At 73.8% G+C, this 19,844-nt stretch carries 16 protein-coding genes and 1 pseudogene; 11 read left to right on the top strand and 6 right to left on the bottom strand.

Annotation, left to right across the window (positions count from 1 at the left end):
- Positions 1-70: 70 nt before the first annotated feature.
- Positions 71-3,457: an ATP-binding protein gene (locus ACW0Q9_RS03735; RefSeq protein ID WP_456178437.1), complete on the bottom strand. Its 3,387-nt coding sequence runs from the start codon at positions 3,455-3,457 to the stop codon at positions 71-73.
- Positions 3,458-3,667: 210 nt separating this feature from the next.
- Here ACW0Q9_RS03735 and ACW0Q9_RS03740 point away from each other — a divergent pair, with 210 nt between their 5' ends.
- From ACW0Q9_RS03740 to ACW0Q9_RS03750, 3 genes are all read left to right on the top strand, one after another.
- Complete coding sequence (locus ACW0Q9_RS03740; RefSeq protein ID WP_456178438.1) at positions 3,668-3,889, top strand: hypothetical protein; 222 nt, start codon at positions 3,668-3,670, stop codon at positions 3,887-3,889.
- Between the two features lie 2 nt (positions 3,890-3,891).
- Positions 3,892-4,212, top strand: coding sequence for a GYD domain-containing protein (locus ACW0Q9_RS03745; RefSeq protein WP_456178439.1), 321 nt, complete (start codon positions 3,892-3,894; stop codon positions 4,210-4,212).
- A 65-nt stretch (positions 4,213-4,277) separates the two neighbouring features.
- Complete coding sequence (locus ACW0Q9_RS03750; RefSeq protein ID WP_456178440.1) at positions 4,278-5,162, top strand: cellulose binding domain-containing protein; 885 nt, start codon at positions 4,278-4,280, stop codon at positions 5,160-5,162.
- A 62-nt stretch (positions 5,163-5,224) separates the two neighbouring features.
- Here the strand turns inward: ACW0Q9_RS03750 and ACW0Q9_RS03755 are convergent, their stop codons facing one another.
- Entirely contained in the window at positions 5,225-6,478 is a 1,254-nt protein-coding gene (locus ACW0Q9_RS03755) for a sensor histidine kinase (RefSeq protein ID WP_456178441.1), read from the bottom strand.
- The gene (locus ACW0Q9_RS03760) at positions 6,475-7,131 is read right to left on the bottom strand and encodes a response regulator transcription factor (protein WP_393021786.1); all 657 of its coding nucleotides are present in this window, start codon (positions 7,129-7,131) and stop codon (positions 6,475-6,477) included. The genes ACW0Q9_RS03755 and ACW0Q9_RS03760 overlap by 4 nt, the downstream gene beginning before the upstream one ends.
- Positions 7,132-7,263: 132 nt before the next feature.
- Between ACW0Q9_RS03760 and ACW0Q9_RS03765 the strand changes: the two genes are divergently transcribed.
- The 5 genes from ACW0Q9_RS03765 to ACW0Q9_RS03785 all read left to right on the top strand — a co-directional run bounded on the left by ACW0Q9_RS03765 (position 7,264) and on the right by ACW0Q9_RS03785 (position 12,097).
- Complete coding sequence (locus ACW0Q9_RS03765) at positions 7,264-7,821, top strand: hypothetical protein (RefSeq protein WP_456178442.1); 558 nt, start codon at positions 7,264-7,266, stop codon at positions 7,819-7,821.
- Complete coding sequence (locus ACW0Q9_RS03770; protein WP_456178443.1) at positions 7,818-9,026, top strand: efflux RND transporter periplasmic adaptor subunit; 1,209 nt, start codon at positions 7,818-7,820, stop codon at positions 9,024-9,026. Before ACW0Q9_RS03765 ends, ACW0Q9_RS03770 begins: the two co-directional genes overlap by 4 nt.
- The gene (locus tag ACW0Q9_RS03775) at positions 9,023-9,718 is read left to right on the top strand and encodes an ABC transporter ATP-binding protein (protein WP_456178444.1); all 696 of its coding nucleotides are present in this window, start codon (positions 9,023-9,025) and stop codon (positions 9,716-9,718) included. The genes ACW0Q9_RS03770 and ACW0Q9_RS03775 overlap by 4 nt, the downstream gene beginning before the upstream one ends.
- Positions 9,715-10,923, top strand: a complete 1,209-nt coding sequence (locus ACW0Q9_RS03780; RefSeq protein ID WP_456178445.1) for an ABC transporter permease — start codon at positions 9,715-9,717, stop codon at positions 10,921-10,923. The genes ACW0Q9_RS03775 and ACW0Q9_RS03780 overlap by 4 nt, the downstream gene beginning before the upstream one ends.
- 163 nt (positions 10,924-11,086) lie before the next feature.
- Positions 11,087-12,097 carry a mechanosensitive ion channel family protein gene (locus tag ACW0Q9_RS03785; protein ID WP_456178446.1) on the top strand — a complete coding sequence of 337 codons (1,011 nt, stop codon included), beginning with the start codon at positions 11,087-11,089 and terminating at the stop codon, positions 12,095-12,097.
- Here the strand turns inward: ACW0Q9_RS03785 and ACW0Q9_RS03790 are convergent, their stop codons facing one another.
- The gene (locus tag ACW0Q9_RS03790) at positions 12,098-12,943 is read right to left on the bottom strand and encodes a helix-turn-helix transcriptional regulator (protein WP_456178447.1); all 846 of its coding nucleotides are present in this window, start codon (positions 12,941-12,943) and stop codon (positions 12,098-12,100) included. It abuts the gene before it with no gap.
- Between the two features lie 99 nt (positions 12,944-13,042).
- Between ACW0Q9_RS03790 and ACW0Q9_RS03795 the strand changes: the two genes are divergently transcribed.
- Positions 13,043-13,807, top strand: a complete 765-nt coding sequence (locus ACW0Q9_RS03795; RefSeq protein WP_456178448.1) for an SDR family oxidoreductase — start codon at positions 13,043-13,045, stop codon at positions 13,805-13,807.
- A gap of 3 nt (positions 13,808-13,810) precedes the next feature.
- Here ACW0Q9_RS03795 and ACW0Q9_RS03800 read toward each other — a convergent pair whose 3' ends face one another.
- On the bottom strand, positions 13,811-16,201 hold the full coding sequence (locus ACW0Q9_RS03800) for a pentapeptide repeat-containing protein (RefSeq protein WP_456178449.1): 2,391 nt from the start codon (positions 16,199-16,201) through the stop codon (positions 13,811-13,813).
- Positions 16,198-17,799, bottom strand: coding sequence for an NERD domain-containing protein (locus tag ACW0Q9_RS03805; protein WP_456178450.1), 1,602 nt, complete (start codon positions 17,797-17,799; stop codon positions 16,198-16,200). The genes ACW0Q9_RS03800 and ACW0Q9_RS03805 overlap by 4 nt, the downstream gene beginning before the upstream one ends.
- A gap of 252 nt (positions 17,800-18,051) precedes the next feature.
- Between ACW0Q9_RS03805 and ACW0Q9_RS03810 the strand changes: the two genes are divergently transcribed.
- Both ACW0Q9_RS03810 and ACW0Q9_RS03815 read left to right on the top strand, forming a co-directional pair.
- Positions 18,052-19,509 (top strand): NYN domain-containing protein, encoded by a 1,458-nt coding sequence (locus ACW0Q9_RS03810; protein ID WP_456178451.1) that lies wholly within the window; start codon positions 18,052-18,054, stop codon positions 19,507-19,509.
- Positions 19,510-19,544: 35 nt separating this feature from the next.
- Positions 19,545-19,844, top strand: a pseudogene (locus ACW0Q9_RS03815) (hypothetical protein); the annotation flags it as partial.

Genomic DNA, 19,844 nt, shown 5'->3' on the forward strand with positions numbered 1-19,844 from the left:
ATGCCGCTCGGACCGGCCGTGGTGGTCGGGCCGGTCCGGTAGCTGATCATCGTCGATCCGGGCCGTGGCCTCAGCGGCCGGCTGCCTCACCAGCCTCGGACAGGCGCCAGGACACGGGCTCCGCGGGCAGGTAGCGGCAGGAGCTGCCGGTGGAGACGGTGGCCCGCAGATGCGTGGCGAGCGCCGGATGCTGATCGTCCAGCCGGCGCAGCGTGTCACGGATCCGAGCCGTCACCGCCTTGCGGGCCCGCTCGGCCTCGTCGCCGAGCCGGCGGGTGCGCCCGGCCAGCCCGGCCGCGGCGCGCAGCTCGGCCAGCAACGCGGTGCGCTCAGCGTCCAGGGCCGCCACCTTCCGGTCGTCGCCCCGGACGGCGGCCCGGTCGATCTCGTTGTCGAGCCGTTGCAGGTGGCGCCGGTAGCGGGCCTTGGCCTCGTCGTCGAGGACCGGGTCACCACCGAGCCGCCGGGCCGCGACCAGCTCCGGCCCGGCGGCGGGGTCGAGCAGCTCGACCGCAGGCACGTCGACGCCGGGCCGGCTCAGCAGCAGGCGCAGGTCGTGCAGGCCCTTGGCATCGGGCAGGTACGCCACCGTGCCGCCGTACGCGAGCCGCCACACGGCCCCGTCCCGCCTGAACTCCGGCTCGGCGTCGGCCTCCGCCTCACCGGCCCGCTGACCGCTCACGACACCGGAACCGGCCGCGACCAGCTGGCCCCCTCCAGCCGGCGCAGCGACGACGTGGCCCGCTCCGGCCGGCGCCGGCGCAGCGACGACGTGGCCCGCCGCGACCGGTGCCGGCGTCGGGACGGTCAGGTCCGCGTCCAGTGGTCGTGCCACGGGTCCGGCGGCGACGGGAGCCGGCGCGTCCACCTCGCCCAGACGGTGCAGCACCTGGGTCATGCCGAGCGCCCGCGCCTCGGCCACCGTCTCGGCGCGCAGCCGGGCGGCCGCGGCCGCGTCGCCGGCCCGTCCCCGGCCGGTCAGGGCGGCCACCAGCCCGGCCCGGCTGAGCAACGACCACGGCCGGGCGCCCATCCGGTCGGCGGCGGCGCGGGCCGCCGTGTACCCGGCGACCGCGTCGTCCCAGCGCTGCTCGGCGGCGTCGACGGCGGCCAGCCAGAGGTCGACCGGCCCGCTGATGTCGCAGCCGAAGAACGCGGCCATCCAGCCGCCCCGGTGCGGCTCCAGCGCCGCCCGCGCCTCGGCGCAGCGGCGGGGATCCGCGCCGGCGGCCGCCGCCTGCGCCCGCAGGCGCAGCCACAACGGCGACACCGGCCGGGGGTACGTGGTGCCGGCGGCCTCGATCCCGGCGGTGAGCCGCAGGACGGTCTCCGTGTCGCCGCGCTCGGCCGCCGTGATCGCCCGGAGCAGCTCCCGCTGCGGGTGGCCGGCTGCCTCCGGCCCGTCGAGCAGGGCCTCCGCCTCGGCCAGGCGACCGTGGAGCAGCAGCAGGGACCAGCGCAGGTGCTGGCCCATGAAGGCGTGATCGGAGTGCTCCCACTCGCCGTACCCGTCCATCTCGGCGAAGTGCGCGGCGGCCGCGGCGAAGTCGCCGCGGAAACCAGCGATGATGCCGCTGTCGATGGCCGCCGCCATCCGCTGCCGGGCGACCTCGCCCTGCCGGCAGCCGTCGACGAACGCGGTGTGCTCGTGCTGGTAGCCCGGGTCGCCCAGTTCGAGCAACGCGACCCAGCGCAGCGAGGTCGCCCACAGCTCGGTCTCCCGGTCGCCGGTGCGGCGGGCCACCTCCCGGATCTCCGCGGTGACCACGGCCCGGTCCTCGGCGGTGCCGAGCCCCCAGGTGGTGTCGTGCCGCGCCCACAGGCTGAAGGTGAGCGCCTCGTCGTCGCGGCCGTGCCGGGCAAGCGTCTCGGTGGCCGTGATCAGGTCGGTGACCAGGGCGCTCGTCCCCCGCCCCGGCTCCGGCTCGCCGATCAACCGCCGGTACGCCTCGCGGACCAGCCCGTCGGCGTCGGTGCGGCGGCGGGCGGGCGCCTCCTGCCGGTGGGCGGTGAGCGCGACGCGGGCCAGCACCGCCGGCTCATCGAGCGAGCGGGCCAGGGTCGCGGCGTCGCCGAGCAACCGCTCGGCCTCGTCCTGCGACCCGACGTGGTGCAGCAGTTGGGCCAGCTCCAGCAGGACCTTGACCCGGCGGGCCGGCTCGTCGGCGACCTCCAGCGCGCGACGGAAGTGCTGCGCCGACTCCTCCACGGCCAGCCGGCCGCCGGCCTCCCGGGCGGCGGCGACCAGCAGCTCGACGGCCCGCCCCGGGTCGAGGTCGGCACCGGCGAGCCAGGCGTGGCGGGCCAGGTCGGCCGGGATGAGCCGCTCGGCGAGCGCCGCGGACCGGTCGACGGCCCGGACCACCGCGGCGTGCCGGGCCCGGCGCTCGGCGTCGGCCAACCCGTCGTAGAGGGTCTCCCGGACCAGGTCGTGCGCGAAGGCGAACCGGCCGCCGCCCCGGGCCAGCACGAGCCGGGCGGTGGCCGCGCGGTCGAGCAGCCGGTCCACCTGCGCGACCGGGCCGGGCAGGCAGGCGGCGAGGACCTGGCGGTGGAAGTCGCGGCCGAGCACGGCGGCCACGGTGAGCGCCTCGACCACCGGGGCGGGCAGCTGGTCGAGCCGGCGGCGCACCGCCTCCCGTACGCCGGGGGCGATGGTGGTGGCCAGGCCGTCGGTGTGCCACAGCCGGGCGGTCTGCTCGACGAAGAACGGGTTGCCGCCGGTGCGCCGGTGCACCTCGTCGACGAGGTCGGCGCCCGGTTCCCGCCCGGCGGTGCGGCGAATCAGCGCGGCCACCTCGTCGCGGGCCAGACCGGCGAGGGTGATGGTGGTGGCCTTGGCGGTCAGCGGCAGCAGCAGCGGCCGGAGCCGGTGGTCGCCGGACTCGACCTCGGCGTCGCGGTAGGTGCCGACCAGCAGCAGCCGCTCGAACCAGGTGTGCTGGGTGGCGAACTGGAGCAGCCGCATCGAGGCCGGATCGGCCCAGTGCAGGTCGTCCAGGACGACCACCACCGGCCGGTGCTGGGCGACGGCAACCAGCGCGGTGGTCACGGCGTCGTGCAGGGCGAACTCCGCCTGACCGCCGTCGTCGGCCGGCTCCGCCCCGGCCGGGTCGGCGCCGGTGCGCTCGCCGAGCAGCGCGGCGAACCCGGGCCCGGCGGCCGCCTGCGCCCGGGCCCAGTCGTCGGGCCAGCGACCCAGGCGGCGCAGCACCTGCACCCACGGCCAGTAGCCGGGTGCGCTGTCGGAGTCCCAGCAGGCGGCGCCGAGCACCAGCGCCCCGCGCCGGCGGGCATCGTCGGCGGCGGCGCTCACCAGCGTGGTCTTGCCGATGCCCGGCTCGCCGGTGACCAGCACCAGGCCGCCGTGGCTGGCGGTCACCCGGTCCACTTCGGCGCGCAGCAGGGCCGCGGGGTGCTCCCGCCCGATGATGGCCTCGCCGAACCGCGGCTCCATGACCTCCCGACGGTAGTCGATCGGTCCGACAACGCGGCACCGCTGCCGCGCCACAGCCGGGCACGGACCGGGGGTCAGAGGACTGCCCCGCTGCCGCGGAGGTCGCTGCCGTCCGTCGGATTCCGGTGGTCGTCCAGACGGCGGCGGGCCTCGGCCGACGCCGCCAGGTCGGCGATGACTAGCGGCGGAGGCAGCGGGTAACCGCGGTCCATGGGTAGCCACAAGCAGAACAAGCACGATCCGGGCGGCCAGTCGGCGCGAGCGGGGCGGAACCCGGGCAGCGGCGCACCGGGCCGCCAGGGCTCGGGGATGGAACGGACGGGGAAGCGGCACCAGTTGCACACCAGCACCGGGGCCGGGGGCAGCGAGCGTGATCAGGGCCGGGCCAAGGTCGAGGGCGCCCAGCGGGTCCAGCGGCAAGGGAACAGCTAGAGATGCCCGCGTTCCTGCTGCGCTCCATCTACACCGTCGAGGGGATCAACGGGCTCACCCGCGACGGTGGCAGCAAGCGCGCCGAGGTGGTCCGGAAGATGGTCGAGGAGGCCGGCGGGCAGATGCTGTCGATGCACTTCGCCTTCGCTGACGACGACACGTACGTGCTGTGCGACCTGCCCGATCACCGCACCGCCGCCGCGCTGGCCATGCGCATCGGCGCGGCCGGCGGGCTGCGGAGCCGGGTCACCCCGTTGCTGACCCCGACCGAGGTCGACGAGGCCACCAGGACGCCGACCGACTACACCGCCCCGGGCGACTGAGTTCGATCCCGAGGGCTGGACTTACCGATTGATAAGGATGACTGGGTTTCCCTAGCATCCGCACCATGCGTGCCCGTCGTGTCACCGTCGGCGCGGTCGCCGTGCTGGCGGCCCTGCTCGCCGCCGGCGTCGCCCACGCCGACGACAGCCCGGCCCTCACCACGCCCGGCGCGTCGGTGGTGGTCGCCAACGAGCCGCACCGGCTCGCGCTCTCCTGGACACCGTCCACCTGGCGCGACCCCGCCCGGCAGGAGCCGGTCACCTACGACGTGCGCGCGCAGGTCGGCCCGAACGCGTACCGGGGGCTGGGCACCACCGACTCCACCGCCATCACGCTGACCGGCCTGGCGCCCGGCACCAGCTACCGGATCGCCGTGCAGGCGTACGCGCCCGGCGGCTACTCCGACACCTCGCCGGTCACCGTGGTCCGCACCGCGTACGGCCGGGCGAAGGTCGGCTATCTCAACCTGGACTGGTCGCCGACGAACAACCAGGCGCAGTTCGCCCTCCAGGTCACCAACACCGGCGCGACGTCCCTCGACCTCACGACCGTCCGGGTGCGCTACCACCTGCGCTTCGAGGACGGCAACCCGTCGCTGGCGATCGAGTGCGACTGGGCGGCGCTGGGCTGCGGCACGGTCCGGCGCACTCTTCAGTACTTCCTGCCGCCCGCCCCGCCGCCGGGTCCCACGCCGAGCCCCACGCCGACGGTCTACCCGGTTCCCGGCACTCCGGTCCCCGGCTGGGTCGAGCTGACCTTCACCGCGGGCGTGCTGGCTCCCGGCGCCTCCTCCGGGCCGATCCAGCTCCGGCTGCACCGCCCGACCTGGACCGACCTCGACGAGCGGGACGACCCGAGCTGGCGGGCCGCCACCGGCACCTGGGCCGACAACGACCACGTCACCCTGGACGTCGACGGAGTCCGCGAGTTCGGCGACACCTGGTCCTGAGGATCAGCGGGCGTCGGTTACCGCGTGCGAGCAGGCAGTCGATCAAGCGGCGGTGAGCACCCTCAGGGGCGCGCGGCGGCGGGCAGTACGCGTGCCGGCTGGGCGGGGACGGCGGCGCCCAGGGGCGGCAGGGTCACCGTCACCACGAGCCCGCCGCCGGGCCGGGGATGGGCGTGCACGGCACCGCCGTGTGCCTGGGCCACCGCCCGCACGATCGACAGGCCCAGCCCGAAGCCCCGCCCGGCGCCGGCCCGGTCCGGCGCGCCGTTGCGCTGGGGTGCGGCCACCCGGTCGTGGTGGAGCCGCCGGAACGGCTGGAAGATCGTCTCGATCTCGTAGCCGGGCACCACGGGCCCGGTGTTGGCCACGACCAGGGTGGCGCGGCCGTCGACGGTGCCGGTGTGCACGTCGATCTCACCGCCGGCCGGCAGGTTGTGCCGGACCGCGTTCTCCACCAGGTTCTGCGTCAGCCGCTCCAGCAGCACCGGGTCACCGGCCGTGGCGGCGGGCGCGAGCCGACGGCGTACGGTCGGCCCCGGCGTGCCGGTCACCTGGTCGAGGAGGTGGCCGGCGATCTCGGCGAGGTCGACCGGGGTGCGGTCGACCACCCGCTGCTCCGAGTCGGCCAGGGTGAGCAGCCCGTCGATGAGCCGCTCGTGGCGTTCGTTGACCGCCATGAGGGTCTCCCCGAGCTGCCGCAGCTCGGCGGAGGCACCCGGCCGGGACATCGCCACCTCCAGCAGCGACCGGTTGAGCGCGAGCGGGGTACGCAGCTCGTGGGACGCGTTCGCCACGAACCGACGCTGGCCGTCGAAGGACCGGTCGAGCCGCTCCAGCATGAGGTCGAAGGTGTCGGCCAGTTCCTTCACCTCGTCGCGCGGCCCTCGCAGCGCGATCCGCTCGTGCAGCCCCCGGCCACCGCCGTCGGCGGCCGCGATCCGCCGGGCGGTGCCGGTGATCTGGTGCAGCGGCTGCAACGCCCGTCCGGCGATCAGCCAGCCGAAGCCGAGGGCGACCACCGAGATCAGCAGGAGCGCGACCCCGCCCTGGGTGAGCAGCGACTCCAGCGCGTTCCGCTTCGCCTCGTCCTGGGCCTCCCGGAGCAGGATGCGTACCTGCTCGATCGAGCCCGGGCCGGGCACCTTGCCGAACGGGGCGGCCTGGACCACGTCGGCCTTGGCGATCACGCCCGTCAGCGGCTCCCGCATCCGCTGGTCCACCAGCACGTACGTGACGGCGAGCAGGACCACGCCGGCGAGCAGCAGGAGCCCGCCGTGCACCAGGGTCAGGCGCGCCCGGATGGTCAGTCGTTTCACCTGATCTGATACCCCACTCCCGGCACCGTCTCGACCACCTGCGGGTCGCCGAGCTTGCGGCGCAGCTTCATCATGGTCACCCGCACCACGTTGGTGAACGGGTCGATGTGCTCGTCCCAGACCCGGTCCAGCAGCTCCTCGGCGGAGACCACCGCCCCGCCGGCCCGCACCAGCTCCGCGAGCACGGCGAACTCCTTGCGGGACAGCGCGACGTACCGGCCGTCGCGGTAGACCTCCCGGCGGGCCGGGTCGACCACGATGCCGGCCCGGCTCAGCCTCGGCGGGACCGCCGGCCGGGCCCGGCGGGCCAGCGCGTGCACCCGGGCGGAGAGTTCGACAAGCGCGAACGGTTTGACCAGGTAGTCGTCGGCGCCGAGGGCCAGCCCGGCCACCCGTTCCCGGACGGCCGCGGCGGCGGTCAGCATGAGCACCCGGGTCTCCGCGCCGCTGTCCACCACGGCCCGGCACACGTCGTCGCCGTGCACCACCGGCAGGTCCCGGTCGAGCACCACCACGTCGTAGTCGGTGACGCCGAGCCGTTCCAGCGCCGCGTCCCCGTCGTACGCGACGTCCACGGCGAACGCCTCCCGCCGCAGCCACTCCGCGATGGAGTCGGCCAGCAGCGTCTCGTCCTCGACCACAAGCACCCGCACGTCCCCCATGGTGCCGCGCCCGCGGATAACGCCGGCGTTAACGCCTGCGGTTACGCCCGGGATACCGCCGCTGCGGTCGACTCGTCCGTATCGGCCGGCGATCGGCGCCGGCCGGAGGGAAGGAGTTGTGCCATGCGCCGACGATTGTCGGGCACACTGCTCGTCCTGCCCCTGCTGCTGGGTCTGGCGGCCGCCGGCTGCGCGGGTGCCGACCCGGACGGGGAGCGGGTGGCCACGGCCGGGGGCGGCGGTGCGGGCGGCGCGTCGCCCAGCGCCAGCGTCGCCCCGGTCAGCGACGAGGACCGGCAGCGCGAGTTCGCCCGGTGCATGCGGGAGAACGGGGTGCCGGATTTCCCGGACCCCGAGCCCGGTGAGGGCGGCGGTTTCCGCATCCGGATGCCCGCGGGGACCGACAAGGGGAAGGTCCAGGCGGCCATGGAGCAGTGCCGCAGCCTGATGCCCAACGGTGGCAAGGCGCTCAAGCTCGACCCCGAGCAGGTGGAGAAGGTGCGGAAGCTGGCCCGGTGCATGCGGGAGAACGGGGTGCCGGACTTCCCGGACCCGGGCCCGGACGGCAGCATCGAGCTGAAGGCCGGCGCCGGCATCGACCCGGAGAACCCGACCACCCGCGCCGCCCTGGAGAAGTGCCGCGAGGACGGGGCGCCGCTGCTGATGAAGAGGACTTCATGAGCGCGAGGAGTGAGCCGGGCTTCGCGAGCCCCGCGGTCGCGAACAACAGCGGCCCCGTGAGCGCGGGCACCACCGCGCCGGCCGATACGACCACCATCGCCATCCCACCGGCCGCCGGGCGCAGCCGTCGTCGCCGCCGGGCGCGTACCCCGTTGGTGGTGGCCTCGGCGGTGGTGGTCGCCGCCGCGGCGGGCGTCACGGCCGCGGTGGCGGCCGGTGGCCGCGACGGGGGTACGCCGGCCCGCGGCGACCTGCCGCCGGCGACCGCCCCGGTCAGCCGGCAGACCCTGGTCGACGCGGAGAGCTTCGACGGGACGCTCGACTACGGCGCCAGCCACAGCGCGGCGCCGCGCACCGGCGGCACCGTCACCTGGCTGGCCGCCACCGGCAGCCAGGTAACCCGGGGCAGGCCGCTGTTCGCGGTCGACGACGCCAAAGTCGTGCTGCTGTACGGCAGCCTGCCGGCGTACCGGACCCTGGGTCCGGGCGTGTCCGGCGACGACGTGCGTCAGTTCGAGCGGAACCTGAAGGCGCTGGGCTACTCCGGGTTCACCGTCGACGACGAGTACACCTCGGCCACGGCCGAGGCCGTGCGGGACTGGCAGGAGGACCTCGGCGTGCCCGAGACCGGCCGGGTCGAGCTGGGCCGGGTGGTCTACGCCGACGGCGCGGTCCGGGTGGAGAGCCACGAGGCGGAGGTCGGCGCCCCGGCCCAGCCCGGGCAGTCGGTCCTGACCTGGACCGGCACCACCCGGGTGGTGACCGTGTCCCTCGACGTGGACGACGAGCGGCTGGCGAAGAAGGGTGCCAGGGTGACCGTCACCCTGCCCGACGGGAAGGAGGTCGCCGGCACGGTCGCCGGCACCGAGACGGTGATCGAGACCGGCGCCGAGGGCGGGGCGGGCGGCCAGGGCGACCCGGAGACGAAGATCGAGGTCACCGTGACGGTGGCCGACCCCCGTGCGTTGACCGGCTTCGACCAGGCCTCGGCCAAGGTCGCGTTCACCGCCGCCGAGCGCCGCGACGTGCTCACCGTGCCGGTCGCCGCGCTGCTCGCGCTGGCCGAGGGCGGCTACGGCGTGCAGCTCGTCGAGGGCGCCACCACCCGGATCGTGGCGGTGGAGACCGGGTTGTTCGCCGCCGGCCGGGTGGAGGTCTCCGGCGCGGGGCTCACCGAGGGGGCGACCGTGGGGATGCCGACGTGACCGGCGAGACGGTCGTCGAGCTGACCGACGTGACCAAGGTCTACCCGGGCGGCGTACGGGCCCTGGACGGGGTGTCGCTGACCGTCCGGTCCGGCGAGCTGGTGGCCATCGTCGGCCCCTCCGGGTCGGGGAAGTCCACCATGCTGCACCTGATCGGCACCCTGGACCGCCCGTCCGCCGGCCGGGTACGCATCGACGGGCACGACGTGGCCGCGCTCGGTGACCGGCAGCTCTCCGCGCTGCGGTCCACCCGGATCGGCTTCGTCTTCCAGCAGTTCCACCTCGCCCCGAACGTGCCGGTGCGGGACAACGTCGCCGACGGGCTGCTCTACGCGGGCGTACCCCTTCGGGAGCGGCGGCGGCGCGCGGAGGCCGCGCTGGCCCGGGTGGGCCTGGGGCACCGCCTGGACCACCGGCCGCACGAGCTGTCCGGCGGCGAGCGGCAGCGGGTGGCGATCGCCCGCGCGGTGGTGGGCGCGCCCGCGCTGCTGCTCGCGGACGAGCCGACCGGCAACCTGGACTCGGCGTCCGGCGCCGGGGTGCTGGCGCTGCTGCGGGACCTGCACGCCGCCGGGACCACCATCGTGGTGATCACCCACGACCTGGAGGTCGCGGCCGGCCTGCCCCGCCGGGTCCAGATGCGCGACGGCCGGATCGTGGCCGACCACCGACCGGTGGGGGTGCCGGCATGAGCGGCCCGGTCCGGCTGGCGCCCGCCCGGCTCCGCCCCCGGGACGTCCTGCGGGTCGGCGGCGTCGGGCTGCGCACCCGGCCGCTGCGGGCGTTCCTGTCGGCGCTGGGCATCGCGATCGGGATCGCCGCCATGGTGTCGGTGGTCGGGATCTCGGCGTCGTCCCGGGCGGAGCTGGACCGCACGCTGGCCGAACTCGGCACCAACCTGCTCACCGTCGGTCCGGGCAACACGCTCTTCGGCGACGACGCCCAGCTCCCGGCGGAGTCGGTGGCGATGATCGGGCGGATCGGCCCGGTGCGGGAGGTCGCCGCCACCGGGCTGCTGGCCGACGCCCGGGTGTACCGCTCGGACCTGATCTCCCGGGGCGAGAGCGGCGGGATCGCGGCCCGCGCCGCGGGCCTGGAGCTGCGCGACACGGTCGGGCTGGAGGTGGTCAGCGGCACCTGGCTGAACGCCGCCACCGCCCGCTACCCGGCGGTGGTGCTCGGCGCCACCACGGCCCGGCGGCTCGGCGTCGGCGCGGCCGGGCCGGACGTGCGGATCCAGCTCGGTGGGCGCTGGTTCACCGTGGTGGGGATCCTGGCGCCCGCGCCGCTCGCGCCGGAGCTGGACCTGTCGGCGCTGGTCGGCTGGGAGGCCGCGAGGTCGTACCTCGACTTCGACGGGCACCCGACCACGGTCTACACCCGGACGTCGGAGACCGCGGTCGAGGCGGTACGCGCGGTGCTCGCCGCCACGGCGAACCCGGAGGCGCCGAACGAGGTGAAGGTCGCGCGCCCCTCGGACGCGCTCGCCGCGAAGCAGGCCACCGACGAGGCGTTCACCGGGCTGCTGCTCGGCCTCGGCGCGGTCGCCCTGCTGGTGGGGGGCGTGGGGGTGGCGAACACCATGGTGATCTCGGTGCTGGAGCGGCGCCCGGAGATCGGTCTGCGCCGGTCGCTCGGGGCGACCCGCGGGCAGGTCCGTACCCAGTTCCTGGCGGAGTCGCTGCTGTTGTCCGCCCTCGGCGGGCTCGGCGGGGTCCTGCTGGGCAGCGCGGTCACGGCGGGCTACGCGTTCTCCCGGTCCTGGCCGGCGGTGGTGCCGCCCTGGGCGCTCGGCGGCGGGATCGGCGCGACCCTGCTGATCGGGGCCCTCGCGGGGCTCTACCCGGCGATCCGCGCGGCGCGGCTCGCACCGACCGAGGCGCTCGCCACGCCGTGAGCGCCGGCCGGCGGGCGTGGCCGGTGACCGGTCACGCCCGCCGGCCGTTTCACCCGGATCCTCCCGGGTATCCGGGTCGCCCGGCCGGGCCGCCGTCCCGCGACGACCCGCCGGGCGGCGGTCGTCGCGTGAGGTCGGGTATCGGGGCAGGTTCGGGGGACGCATGCGCGCGCTGCTGAACGTCGTGGCGTGGGTGGTCGCCGCCCTGCTCCTGGCGTGGCTCGCCGGGCCGTTCTTCCGGTGGGCGTGCCGGACCCGCTACGGGTGGATCATCAAACCGGTCTACGAGGCGTGCCGCCGGCCCGCGGTGGCCGTCCTGGTGATCGGGGCGCTGTTCGCCTCGGTCCCCGGCCGGCGGTACGAGTGGCTGGCGTCGTTCCGGCACGGGCTCCTGCTGGCGTTCGCGGCGGCCTGCGCCTGGCTGGTGATCAGATTCCTCCAGGTCACCGAGGGCCTCGCGTTGGGGCGCCTGTCCCACGAGCCGACGGCGAACCGGCAGCACCGGCGCATCCGTACCCAGATCCGCCTGGTCCGGGGCGTGACCGCCGTGGTCGTGACCCTGGCCGCCATCGCCGTCGCCCTGATGAGCTACCAGCAGGTACGGGTCGTCGGGGTGTCCCTGGTGACCTCCGCGGGCGTGATCGGCGTGCTCATCGGTGTGGCCGCCCGCACGTCGCTGTCGAACGCGTTCGCGGGCCTGCAGATCGCCTTCACCGACGCGATCCACGTCGACGACGTGGTGGTGGTCGACGGGGCGTGGGGCCGGGTCGAGGAGGTGAAGCTCACCAGCGTCGTGCTGCGGATGTGGGACGAGCGCCGGCTGATTCTGCCGACCACCCACTTCACCGACCGCCCCTTTCAGAACTGGACCCGGCACGAGTCCCGGGTGGTCGGCGAGCTGCGGCTGCACGTCGACTACACCGCGGACGTGGACCAGATCCGGCGCGAGGCGCGCCGGCTGGTCGAGGAGTCGGCGCTCTGGGACCGGGCCCTCTGGGTGCTCCAGGTGGTCGACGTCACCCCGCAGACGCTGGAACTCCAGGTTCGCGTCTCGGCGGCCGACGGGCCGAGCTCCTGGGACCTGCGCTGCGACCTGCGCGAGGGCCTGATGAAGTTCATCCGCGAGCAGCACCCGCAGTGGCTGCCCCGGACCCGCGCCGAGTTCCAGCCCTGATCAGGTGCTCGCCGGGAAGCGCTCGTGCCCCAGCACGGCGAGCAGCCGTAGCTTCTCGTGACCCTCGCTGCGCGGCGGCGCGGTGAGCACCAGCAGGGCCTGGGACTGGTCCTCGGTGAACAGCACCTGGCAGTCCAGCTCGACCGGGCCGAGCTCGGGGTGGATCAGCGTCTTGTGGTCGGCGAAGCGCTGGGCGACCTCGTGCCGCTCCCACAGCTCGGCGAACTCCGGGCTGATCTTCTGCAGCGCCCGCACCAGCTCGCCGGCCCGCGACTGCGGCCCCATCGACCCGTACGCGGCGCGCAGGTTGGCGACCTGGGCGCGGCTCTGCCGGTCGCGGTCCTCCTCGGGGTAGCGGGCCCGCTCCGCCGGGTCGGTGAACCACCGGTAGATCTCGCTGCGGGCCAGGCCGGTATGACCCGACCTGTCCCCGAACAGGGCTTCGGCCATCCGGTTCTGCACGAGGATCTCGCCGAGGTTGGACAGGATGAGCGCCGGGGTGTCCGCGAGCCGGTCCAGCACCCGCAGCAGCGCCGGGGAGACGTGCGTCGCCGCGGACACGGCGGCCGGCGGGTTGTGCCCCGCCACCCGGAACAGGTAGTCGCGTTCGTCGCCGGTCAGCCGCAGCGCCCGGGCGAGGGAGGCGAGCAGCTGGGGGCTCGGCTGCGGGCCGCGCTGCTGCTCCAGGCGGGTGTAGTAGTCCGTCGACATGGTGGCGAGGGCGGCCACCTCCTCGCGCCGCAGCCCCGGCGCGCGGCGGCGGACGCCGGCGGCCAGCCCGACGTCCCCGGGCTGCAGCGCCTCGCGGCGGCGGCGGAGGAAGTCGGCCAGGGCTGCGCGGTCCATGATCCCAGTATCCGCCCGTCGCGCGGGCCAACCAGGGATTGCCGATCCCCCGATAACCGCTCTCTTCATCCGCCCGCCGGAACCGGCCAGGCTCGGTGCATGAACATCTCCGGAAACACCATCTTCATCCCCGGCGCCACCAGCGGGATCGGCCTCGCGCTGGCGCTCGAACTGCGGGCCAGGGGTAACACGGTCGTCATCGGCGGCCGGCGTACCGACCTGCTCGACGCGGTCGCCGCGGAGCACCCCGGCATCGACACCGTGGAGATCGACACCACGGATCCGGCGAGCATCGACGCCGCCGCCAAGGCGGTGCTGGCGCGACACCCCGACCTCAACGTCCTGGTCACCATGGCCGGCATCATGCGCGTCGAGGACTGGCACCGGCCCGAGTCGTTCCTCGCCATCGCCGAGGCGACCGTCACCACCAACCTGCTCGGCCCGATCCGTCTCATCGCCGCGTTCATCGAGCACCTGCAGACGCGGCCGGACGCCACGATCATGACGGTCTCCTCGGGCCTGGCGTTCACGCCGCTCAAGGTCACCCCGAGCTACAACGCCTCGAAGGCCGCCATCCACATGCTCAGCGAGTCGCTGCGGCTCCAGCTCGCCGACACCACCGTGAAGGTCGTGGAGCTGGAACCGCCGTCGGTGCGTACCGCGCTGATGCCCGGGCAGGAGACCAGCGAGTTCGCCATGCCGCTCGACGAGTTCGTGAGCGAGGTCGTCGCGCTGATCGAGTCGCAGCCCGACGCGAAGGAGATCCAGGTCGAGCGGGTGAAGTTCCTCCGGTACGGGGAGGCGCGCGGCGACTACGACCAGGTCGTCGCCACCGTCAACGCCGCCGACCCGCACGGCAAGTAGCCCTCACGCGAAGGTCGCGGTCGTCGGGTTCTCCTGCACGACGTGGGCACACCCCTCCACCCGGCAGGTGTCCTCCAGGAGCGACCGGATGGCCGGGGTCACCCGGAGGTTCTGGGCGAACCCCACCATGTCCGCGTAGAGCTGGCTGTGGGTGCGCTCGTACCGGCGGCGCTTCGGAATGGCGGTGAGGAAGCCGGCGCGGACCGCACCGCTGAGCACGGACGCCGGATCGACGATGCGCCGCCCGGACAGCAGGCCCTTCTCGTCGAGCGAGTCGCGACGGTAGTGGCCGTCCGGGCGGACGAACTTCAGGAACAGGAACCGCAGTTGAAGGGCGGTGGGGCACGGCCCGACGAAGGGGTGCTCCCGCCGCCCGTCCGCGCCCAGCAGCTTGACGAAGTCCGCGACGTCCTCGATGGCGGTGCGCGAGTCGATCTCCACGGAGACGAAGCCGGTGAGATGCCCGAAGTCGGCCTCGGCCAGCGTGGGCAGGCAGGCGTCGAACCGGGTGCCGTGCAACGTCGCGTCGGACAGGTCGCAACCGGTCATGACGCAGCTGTTGAAGCGGGTCGACTCCAGGTTCGCGCCGCGGAAGCTGACGCCGGCCAGCGACAGGCCCGAGAAGGTGAGCCCGGAGAGGTCCTGGCGTTCCAGCGGGGCGTGGATCAGCAGCCGGGCGCAGTCGGGCAACCCGAGGAGCACCTGGAGGATGTTGCGGAAGGCGGTCGGGGTCGCGGTCGCGCTGGCCAGCCGGGTGAGCAGCTCCTCGCCGGCGGCGAGTTCCCGGATCCGGGCGCAGAGCACCCGCAGCGCGAAGGAGTCCGGTGGGAAGGGCCGGCAGTCCAGCAGCTGCGCGAAGCGCACCGGGTTGACGGCGAAGTACTGGGCGGCGCGGATCCCGATCTGGTGCTCGAAGATCACATCCTGCGCGAAGCGCACCCGCTGCCGCTCGGAGGCGGCACGGAAGACCGGCAGGCGGCAGATGGCGTCGGTGCACCGTTCGCGCTCGGGGTCGGACAGGTCCGAGGGCAGCACGAACTCGGCGAGCTGGCCGATCTCGTCGATGGGCACACCACGGTTGTCGTTCTCCAGCTCGGCGACGGCGACGTGGCTGATGACGTCGAGCAGGTCGTGCCGGGAGACGACGTTCTCCTGCAACTGCTCCTTCTTGTACTCGCGGTCCATGATCGCGTCGACGGCGTCGTAGACCAGGTTCATCTCGGAGTAGTCGTCGGGTATCCCGTCGGTCTTGCCCTCGGCGACGCGCTCGGCGAGCAGCTCGGCGTAGTAAGGCGTGCCGCAGAGCTTCAGGAGCTGCGGCTTCGCGTCGAGGATCGAGAGCAGCTCCCGGTCCTTGTCCTGCAGGCGGATGCGCGCGAAGGTCGTGATCGACTCGGGCCGCCACGGCAGCAGGCGGAACTCCTCGACGTACTCGTGGGCCACCGCGAGGAAGTCCCGCAGCGCCTGGTTGGAGCTCAGCAGCGAGTCACGGACGCAGAGCAGGATGCGCGGGGTGGTCGGGTTGTCCGGCCGGGCCACGACCTCGTGGATGTACTCGAAGAAGCCCGGGTCCTGGGCGATGACCTCGTCCAGGCCGTCCAGCAGCCAGCTCGCGAACCCGCGGGTGAGCATCCACTGGAACGTCGGCTGCTTGACCGGCCGCGCGACCTCGGTCTGCAGCAGCGCGTCGACCATGGGGCCCAGCGCGGGCGCGCTCGCCAACGCGGCATAGTCCGGCAGGAGCGGCAGGGGACGGTAGGCCCGCCGTAGCTGCTTCTTCGCCTTCTGAAAGTTCGTGTACAGCGTCGTGAACAGCGACTCGAACAGGAAACTCTTGCCGAACCCCGCCGGCGCGGTCACCAGCACGATCGGGCGATCCCAGCCGCCCGGGCTGTCGAACCGGCGAGCGAGCTCGGTGAGCAGGTCGCTGCCCACCACACCGGTGCCCACCGCCTCGAAGGGCTGCGGGGTGCGCCGGCGCGCCGTCATCTCCCCTTCGCGACGGAGCTGCTGTGCGGCCGTGCCTGCCAGGGCCGAGACCGGTGTGTCTTCCCACTTGAACCGGGCGTCGAAGAACTGGATCGGCACCCGGATGTCGACGTTGTACTCGTGCTTGGCGATCCGCCGGAAATCCGTCGACAGCCCCTGGGTGGACTCGACCAGCAGGAACTTCGCGCCCGGGGTACGCGCCTCCTCGGCGAAGCGTTGCAGGAGCGTCGCCTCGCGGCGGTGCAGTTCCTCGGCGTCCGACGTGGCCGGGCACCACACCGTCATGTGCTCGCTGTTGTCCGCGTACGCCGCCCGCCGCGCCCGGACGACCTCCCCCCGCGACTCCCCGGGAACCGACCAGCCTTCCGACTCCAGGAAGGTCACAGCCTCGTCGTACAGCGTCATGAACCGTCCTCCATCAGGAATCGAAAGGGTGCCCACCGGTCCCGCCGGCCGACGACGTGCAGGTAGGCGCAGGCCCGGCTGACCGCGATGTAGCTGGTCGTCCAGTCCTCCTCGCCGTCGTCGGCGTAGACCACGGCCGGCGCCTCACAGCCGTGGAACTGCCGCACCGTGCAGACCGCCAGCTCGTCGCCGCGCAGCCCGCTCGTCGTCCGTACGCCCCGGTCCGCCAGGGTCCGGCGGATCGCGGCATGGTTGGCCTGCGTCGACGTCAGCACCACGAGCTGGGAGGCCGGCAGGTCCTTCAGGACCTCCAGGACGGCGTCCGCGCACGCCGACGCGAGGTCCGCGGCACCGCCGCTGAACCGCGGCGTCCGCCCGGCCGGACCGGTGACCGGCGTGTGCGCTCCGGAGATCCGCGCGACCAGCTTCGCGATCGGCAGGACGTTGCGGCAGTTCTCGGTCAGCCAGAACTCGTTGTACGCGCCGTCGGGACGCGGGCGCCAGGTCCCGGACGAGTCACGCTGGTACGGGTCGGCGAACAGCACCACCGAACCGTCGGGGCGGACCAGTTCGCGCAGGGCGTCCAGGAGATCCTCGTCGTGACTCTGCGCCTCATCGACGATGAGGCAGTCCAGCCGCTTCCCGTACGCCTCGGCCAGGCCCAGCACGGTGACCCACAGCTGCTCGCCCTCGTAGTCGCGCAGCCGCTCGGCGCCGTAGAGGTCGCACAGCACGTCCTCCGGGTCGCCGGAGCTGACGCCCTCCACCCGCAGCCTGCGACGGATCTCCAGGCGCAGGTTGCGCTGCTGCCCGATCACCGCGACCCGCAGCCCCCGGGCCGCCAACTCACGCGCCCGCTCCTGGGCGAGGACCGTCTTGCCCGTGCCGGCCGCGCCGAGCACCAGCGAGGCGCGCTTCTTGGAGGTCCCCTCCAGCACCTCCAGCTGCCGGCCGGTGAGGCGGATCTGGCGCTGGGTCAGGCGGGCGAGGTCGTCGGAGGCCAGATCGACGTCGTAGCGGAGGGTGCGCGCCACGACCGCCGTCGGCGCGAGTTCCGCCAGGGCCTTCTCGAAGTCCGACTGGCTGGCCCAGCCGTGCTGGTCCCAGTGGGCCATGACGCGTTCCACGAGCAGCGGCGCCTGCTCCAGGGCCGCCGCGGTCAGCACGATCGAGTCCGGCGCGTGCGGGCCGAGGTTGCCCGAGGGCCGGCCGTCGGCGAAGACGACGCAGTGCCCGGCCGGGACGTGCCGGATGCCGGCGCTGTCCCGCAGCCACCCGGCCAGGGCGTACTTGTTGCGGACGGCCTGGTCGAACGGGTCGGCGTTCAGCGGCACGTCGCCGCCGCGGCGCTGGGCGAACCACTGTCGGCCCGCGACCCGGTAGGAACCGTCCTTGACCTCCATGATCAGCAGGCCGCGCCCGGGATGGAGCAGGACGAAGTCCGCCTCGCCCATCCGCCATCTGGGCCGGCCGGGATCGAAGTACGCGAGGCTGTGCAGCACGAACCACGAGTCGTTGAGCGACCGGAGCTTGTCGAAGACGAGCCGTTCCCCGCGAGTGGCGTTCGCCCGCAGGTTCTTCGGATAGAAGCGCGCCAAGTTCGCCTCCGTGCTGGTGAAGGCCCAGAATCCACATTGTCTGCTCGCTCGCGGCCCGTCACTCTCCCCCGGACTTGCGGTCTCCCATGGACGATCGGTCATCTGCGGGTCACGCACAGCGAGCCGAATGCCCCTGACGACCTCAGACAAGTGATGAACATCGTGGCCGAACGGATGAACAAGCAGCCTGGGGACACGGGGGCAGAATTCGGAAATCAATCGCGCCTCGATGAGCTCACGGAGGAGCCGCAGATGGCCGTCGGGAACAAAGGGGTCCTGCTCGTCGACTGGGACAACCTGGCCGGCGCGATCATCGGCCGCGGCCACGTGGTGGAGCGCGGCATCGTCGACGCCCTGTGGAGCGACGCGACGGCCCGGTGCGGCGGCCACCTGCAGTACAAGCACATGGCGGCGGCGAAGTTCGATCGCAGCATCTCCACGGCGATGACGGAGCACCTCATCGACGACGAGGTGGTGGGCAGCACCAAGGAGCAGGCCGACATCCACCTGACCGTGCTGGCGATGGACTACCTCTACCAGGACTGCGGCCAGTTCGTCCTGGTCACCGGCGACCAGGACTTCATCCCGCTGATCCGTCGCCTGCTGCGCGACGGCTGCCGGGTCACCGTCGTGTACGGCGACAAGGACCGGCTCTCCACCCAGTTCCGCGGCATCCTCACCCTGCCCGGGCTGGACTCCATCTGCATCGACGACATCTACACCCTCAAGAAGCCGCCGCCGGTCACCTCCCGGGCGCTGCTCGGCCTGCTCGAACTGCAGCGCCGCGGCATCATCCTCGGCGGCAAGGAGCAGGCCGACCGCACCGCGACCCTGGCCCGCTGGGGCATCCTGGAGAACGAGGACGAGAGCCAGTACTGGGCGCTCATCGAGTCGCTCGGCCACAAGGTCGTCCGCACCGACGCCGCGGTACGGGCCAAGGAGCAGTTCCTGCCGCGCAACGCCACCCGCACCTACGTCGACGTCGGCTCCGGCCGGTTCGCCGACGTCGCGGCCATCGACTACGTGGCCCGGCGGCTCGCCGCACGCCCCAAGGGCCTGACGGTCACGGAACTGCGCACCGGCCCCCTCCAGGCGGACAACGGCGCCCGGCTGCTGCGCGTGCTCGACGCGCTGACCGCCGTGCAGCTCGTCCGCAAGGGCGCGGACGACACGTACGCGGTGACCGGCAGCGACCTCGGCCTCGGCTACCTGGAACCGCTGTGGCGGGTCCACGCCGGCCTGACCATGGAGTGCTTCCGTACCCAGAGCCGGACCATCCCGTTCCGGCGCCTGCCCGGCCTGCTCAGCGCGAGCGGCGTCGGTCAGGGCCCGGAGAAGTTCAGCGCCGGCCTGATCAACAAGGTCATGAAGTACGCGAGCGCGGCCGGCGTCGTGGATGCCGTCGCGGTCGGCGGCGCCCGCCACGCGCTGGCCACGAACTCGCCGCTCGCCCGTCCGATCGAGGACGCCTACCACGAGCTCTACCGCGCCTTCGTCGGTCGGGCGCCGAGCCCGATCCCGGAGAGCGAGATCCTCGAGTTCATGGCGGTCAAGGACCGGACCCGCGCCGAGCCGGTGTTCGGCTACGACCCCCGGGACCGGCACCGGATTTTGCGCATCCTGGCCCAGTCCCGGGCCATCACCTGGCGCAGCGAGAAGGTCACGATCCCCCAGACCCGCTGGGGCGACGCCGGTTCGTCCTTCGCCTAGGACCTCCCGTGCCGCGTCCTTCGATCAGGGCTCGCGTGCCGCTCTGGACGGGGGCTCTGCTGCGCGGCGCCGGCCGGTACGGGCTGGCGATCGCCGGTGCGGTGGCGGTCTGCGCCGCCGGCGCCGCCGTCGTGGTGGCCTTCACCTGGAAGGCCCAGCGGGCGGCCGCGGTCGCCGGCTCCTTCGCCGCCGTCGCCTCCACCATCGGCGTGCTGGCCGCCATCTACCTCTCCCGGCAGGCGCTGGCCCGGACCGACCGGCAGCTCACGGAAACCCGCCGGTCCCTGGTGTTGAGCAGGTATCCGCTCCTGCTGCCGATCCACCAGTCCGTGGCG

It is taken from the genome of Micromonospora sp. I033 (assembly GCF_053890995.1).

What these genes read in the sequence shown, in the direction of transcription:
- ACW0Q9_RS03785 (WP_456178446.1), top strand. Translation starts at nt 11,087, where the DNA reads ATGCGCGCGCTGCTGAACGTCGTGGCGTGGGTGGTCGCCGCCCTGCTC.
- ACW0Q9_RS03770 (WP_456178443.1), top strand. Translation starts at nt 7,818, where the DNA reads ATGAGCGCGAGGAGTGAGCCGGGCTTCGCGAGCCCCGCGGTCGCGAAC.
- ACW0Q9_RS03750 (WP_456178440.1), top strand. Translation starts at nt 4,278, where the DNA reads ATGCGTGCCCGTCGTGTCACCGTCGGCGCGGTCGCCGTGCTGGCGGCC.
- ACW0Q9_RS03765 (WP_456178442.1), top strand. Translation starts at nt 7,264, where the DNA reads ATGCGCCGACGATTGTCGGGCACACTGCTCGTCCTGCCCCTGCTGCTG.
- ACW0Q9_RS03790 (WP_456178447.1), bottom strand. Translation starts at nt 12,943, where the DNA reads ATGGACCGCGCAGCCCTGGCCGACTTCCTCCGCCGCCGCCGCGAGGCG.
- ACW0Q9_RS03740 (WP_456178438.1), top strand. Translation starts at nt 3,668, where the DNA reads ATGGGTAGCCACAAGCAGAACAAGCACGATCCGGGCGGCCAGTCGGCG.
- ACW0Q9_RS03745 (WP_456178439.1), top strand. Translation starts at nt 3,892, where the DNA reads ATGCCCGCGTTCCTGCTGCGCTCCATCTACACCGTCGAGGGGATCAAC.
- ACW0Q9_RS03795 (WP_456178448.1), top strand. Translation starts at nt 13,043, where the DNA reads ATGAACATCTCCGGAAACACCATCTTCATCCCCGGCGCCACCAGCGGG.
- ACW0Q9_RS03735 (WP_456178437.1), bottom strand. Translation starts at nt 3,457, where the DNA reads ATGGAGCCGCGGTTCGGCGAGGCCATCATCGGGCGGGAGCACCCCGCG.
- ACW0Q9_RS03780 (WP_456178445.1), top strand. Translation starts at nt 9,715, where the DNA reads ATGAGCGGCCCGGTCCGGCTGGCGCCCGCCCGGCTCCGCCCCCGGGAC.
- ACW0Q9_RS03800 (WP_456178449.1), bottom strand. Translation starts at nt 16,201, where the DNA reads ATGACGCTGTACGACGAGGCTGTGACCTTCCTGGAGTCGGAAGGCTGG.
- ACW0Q9_RS03810 (WP_456178451.1), top strand. Translation starts at nt 18,052, where the DNA reads ATGGCCGTCGGGAACAAAGGGGTCCTGCTCGTCGACTGGGACAACCTG.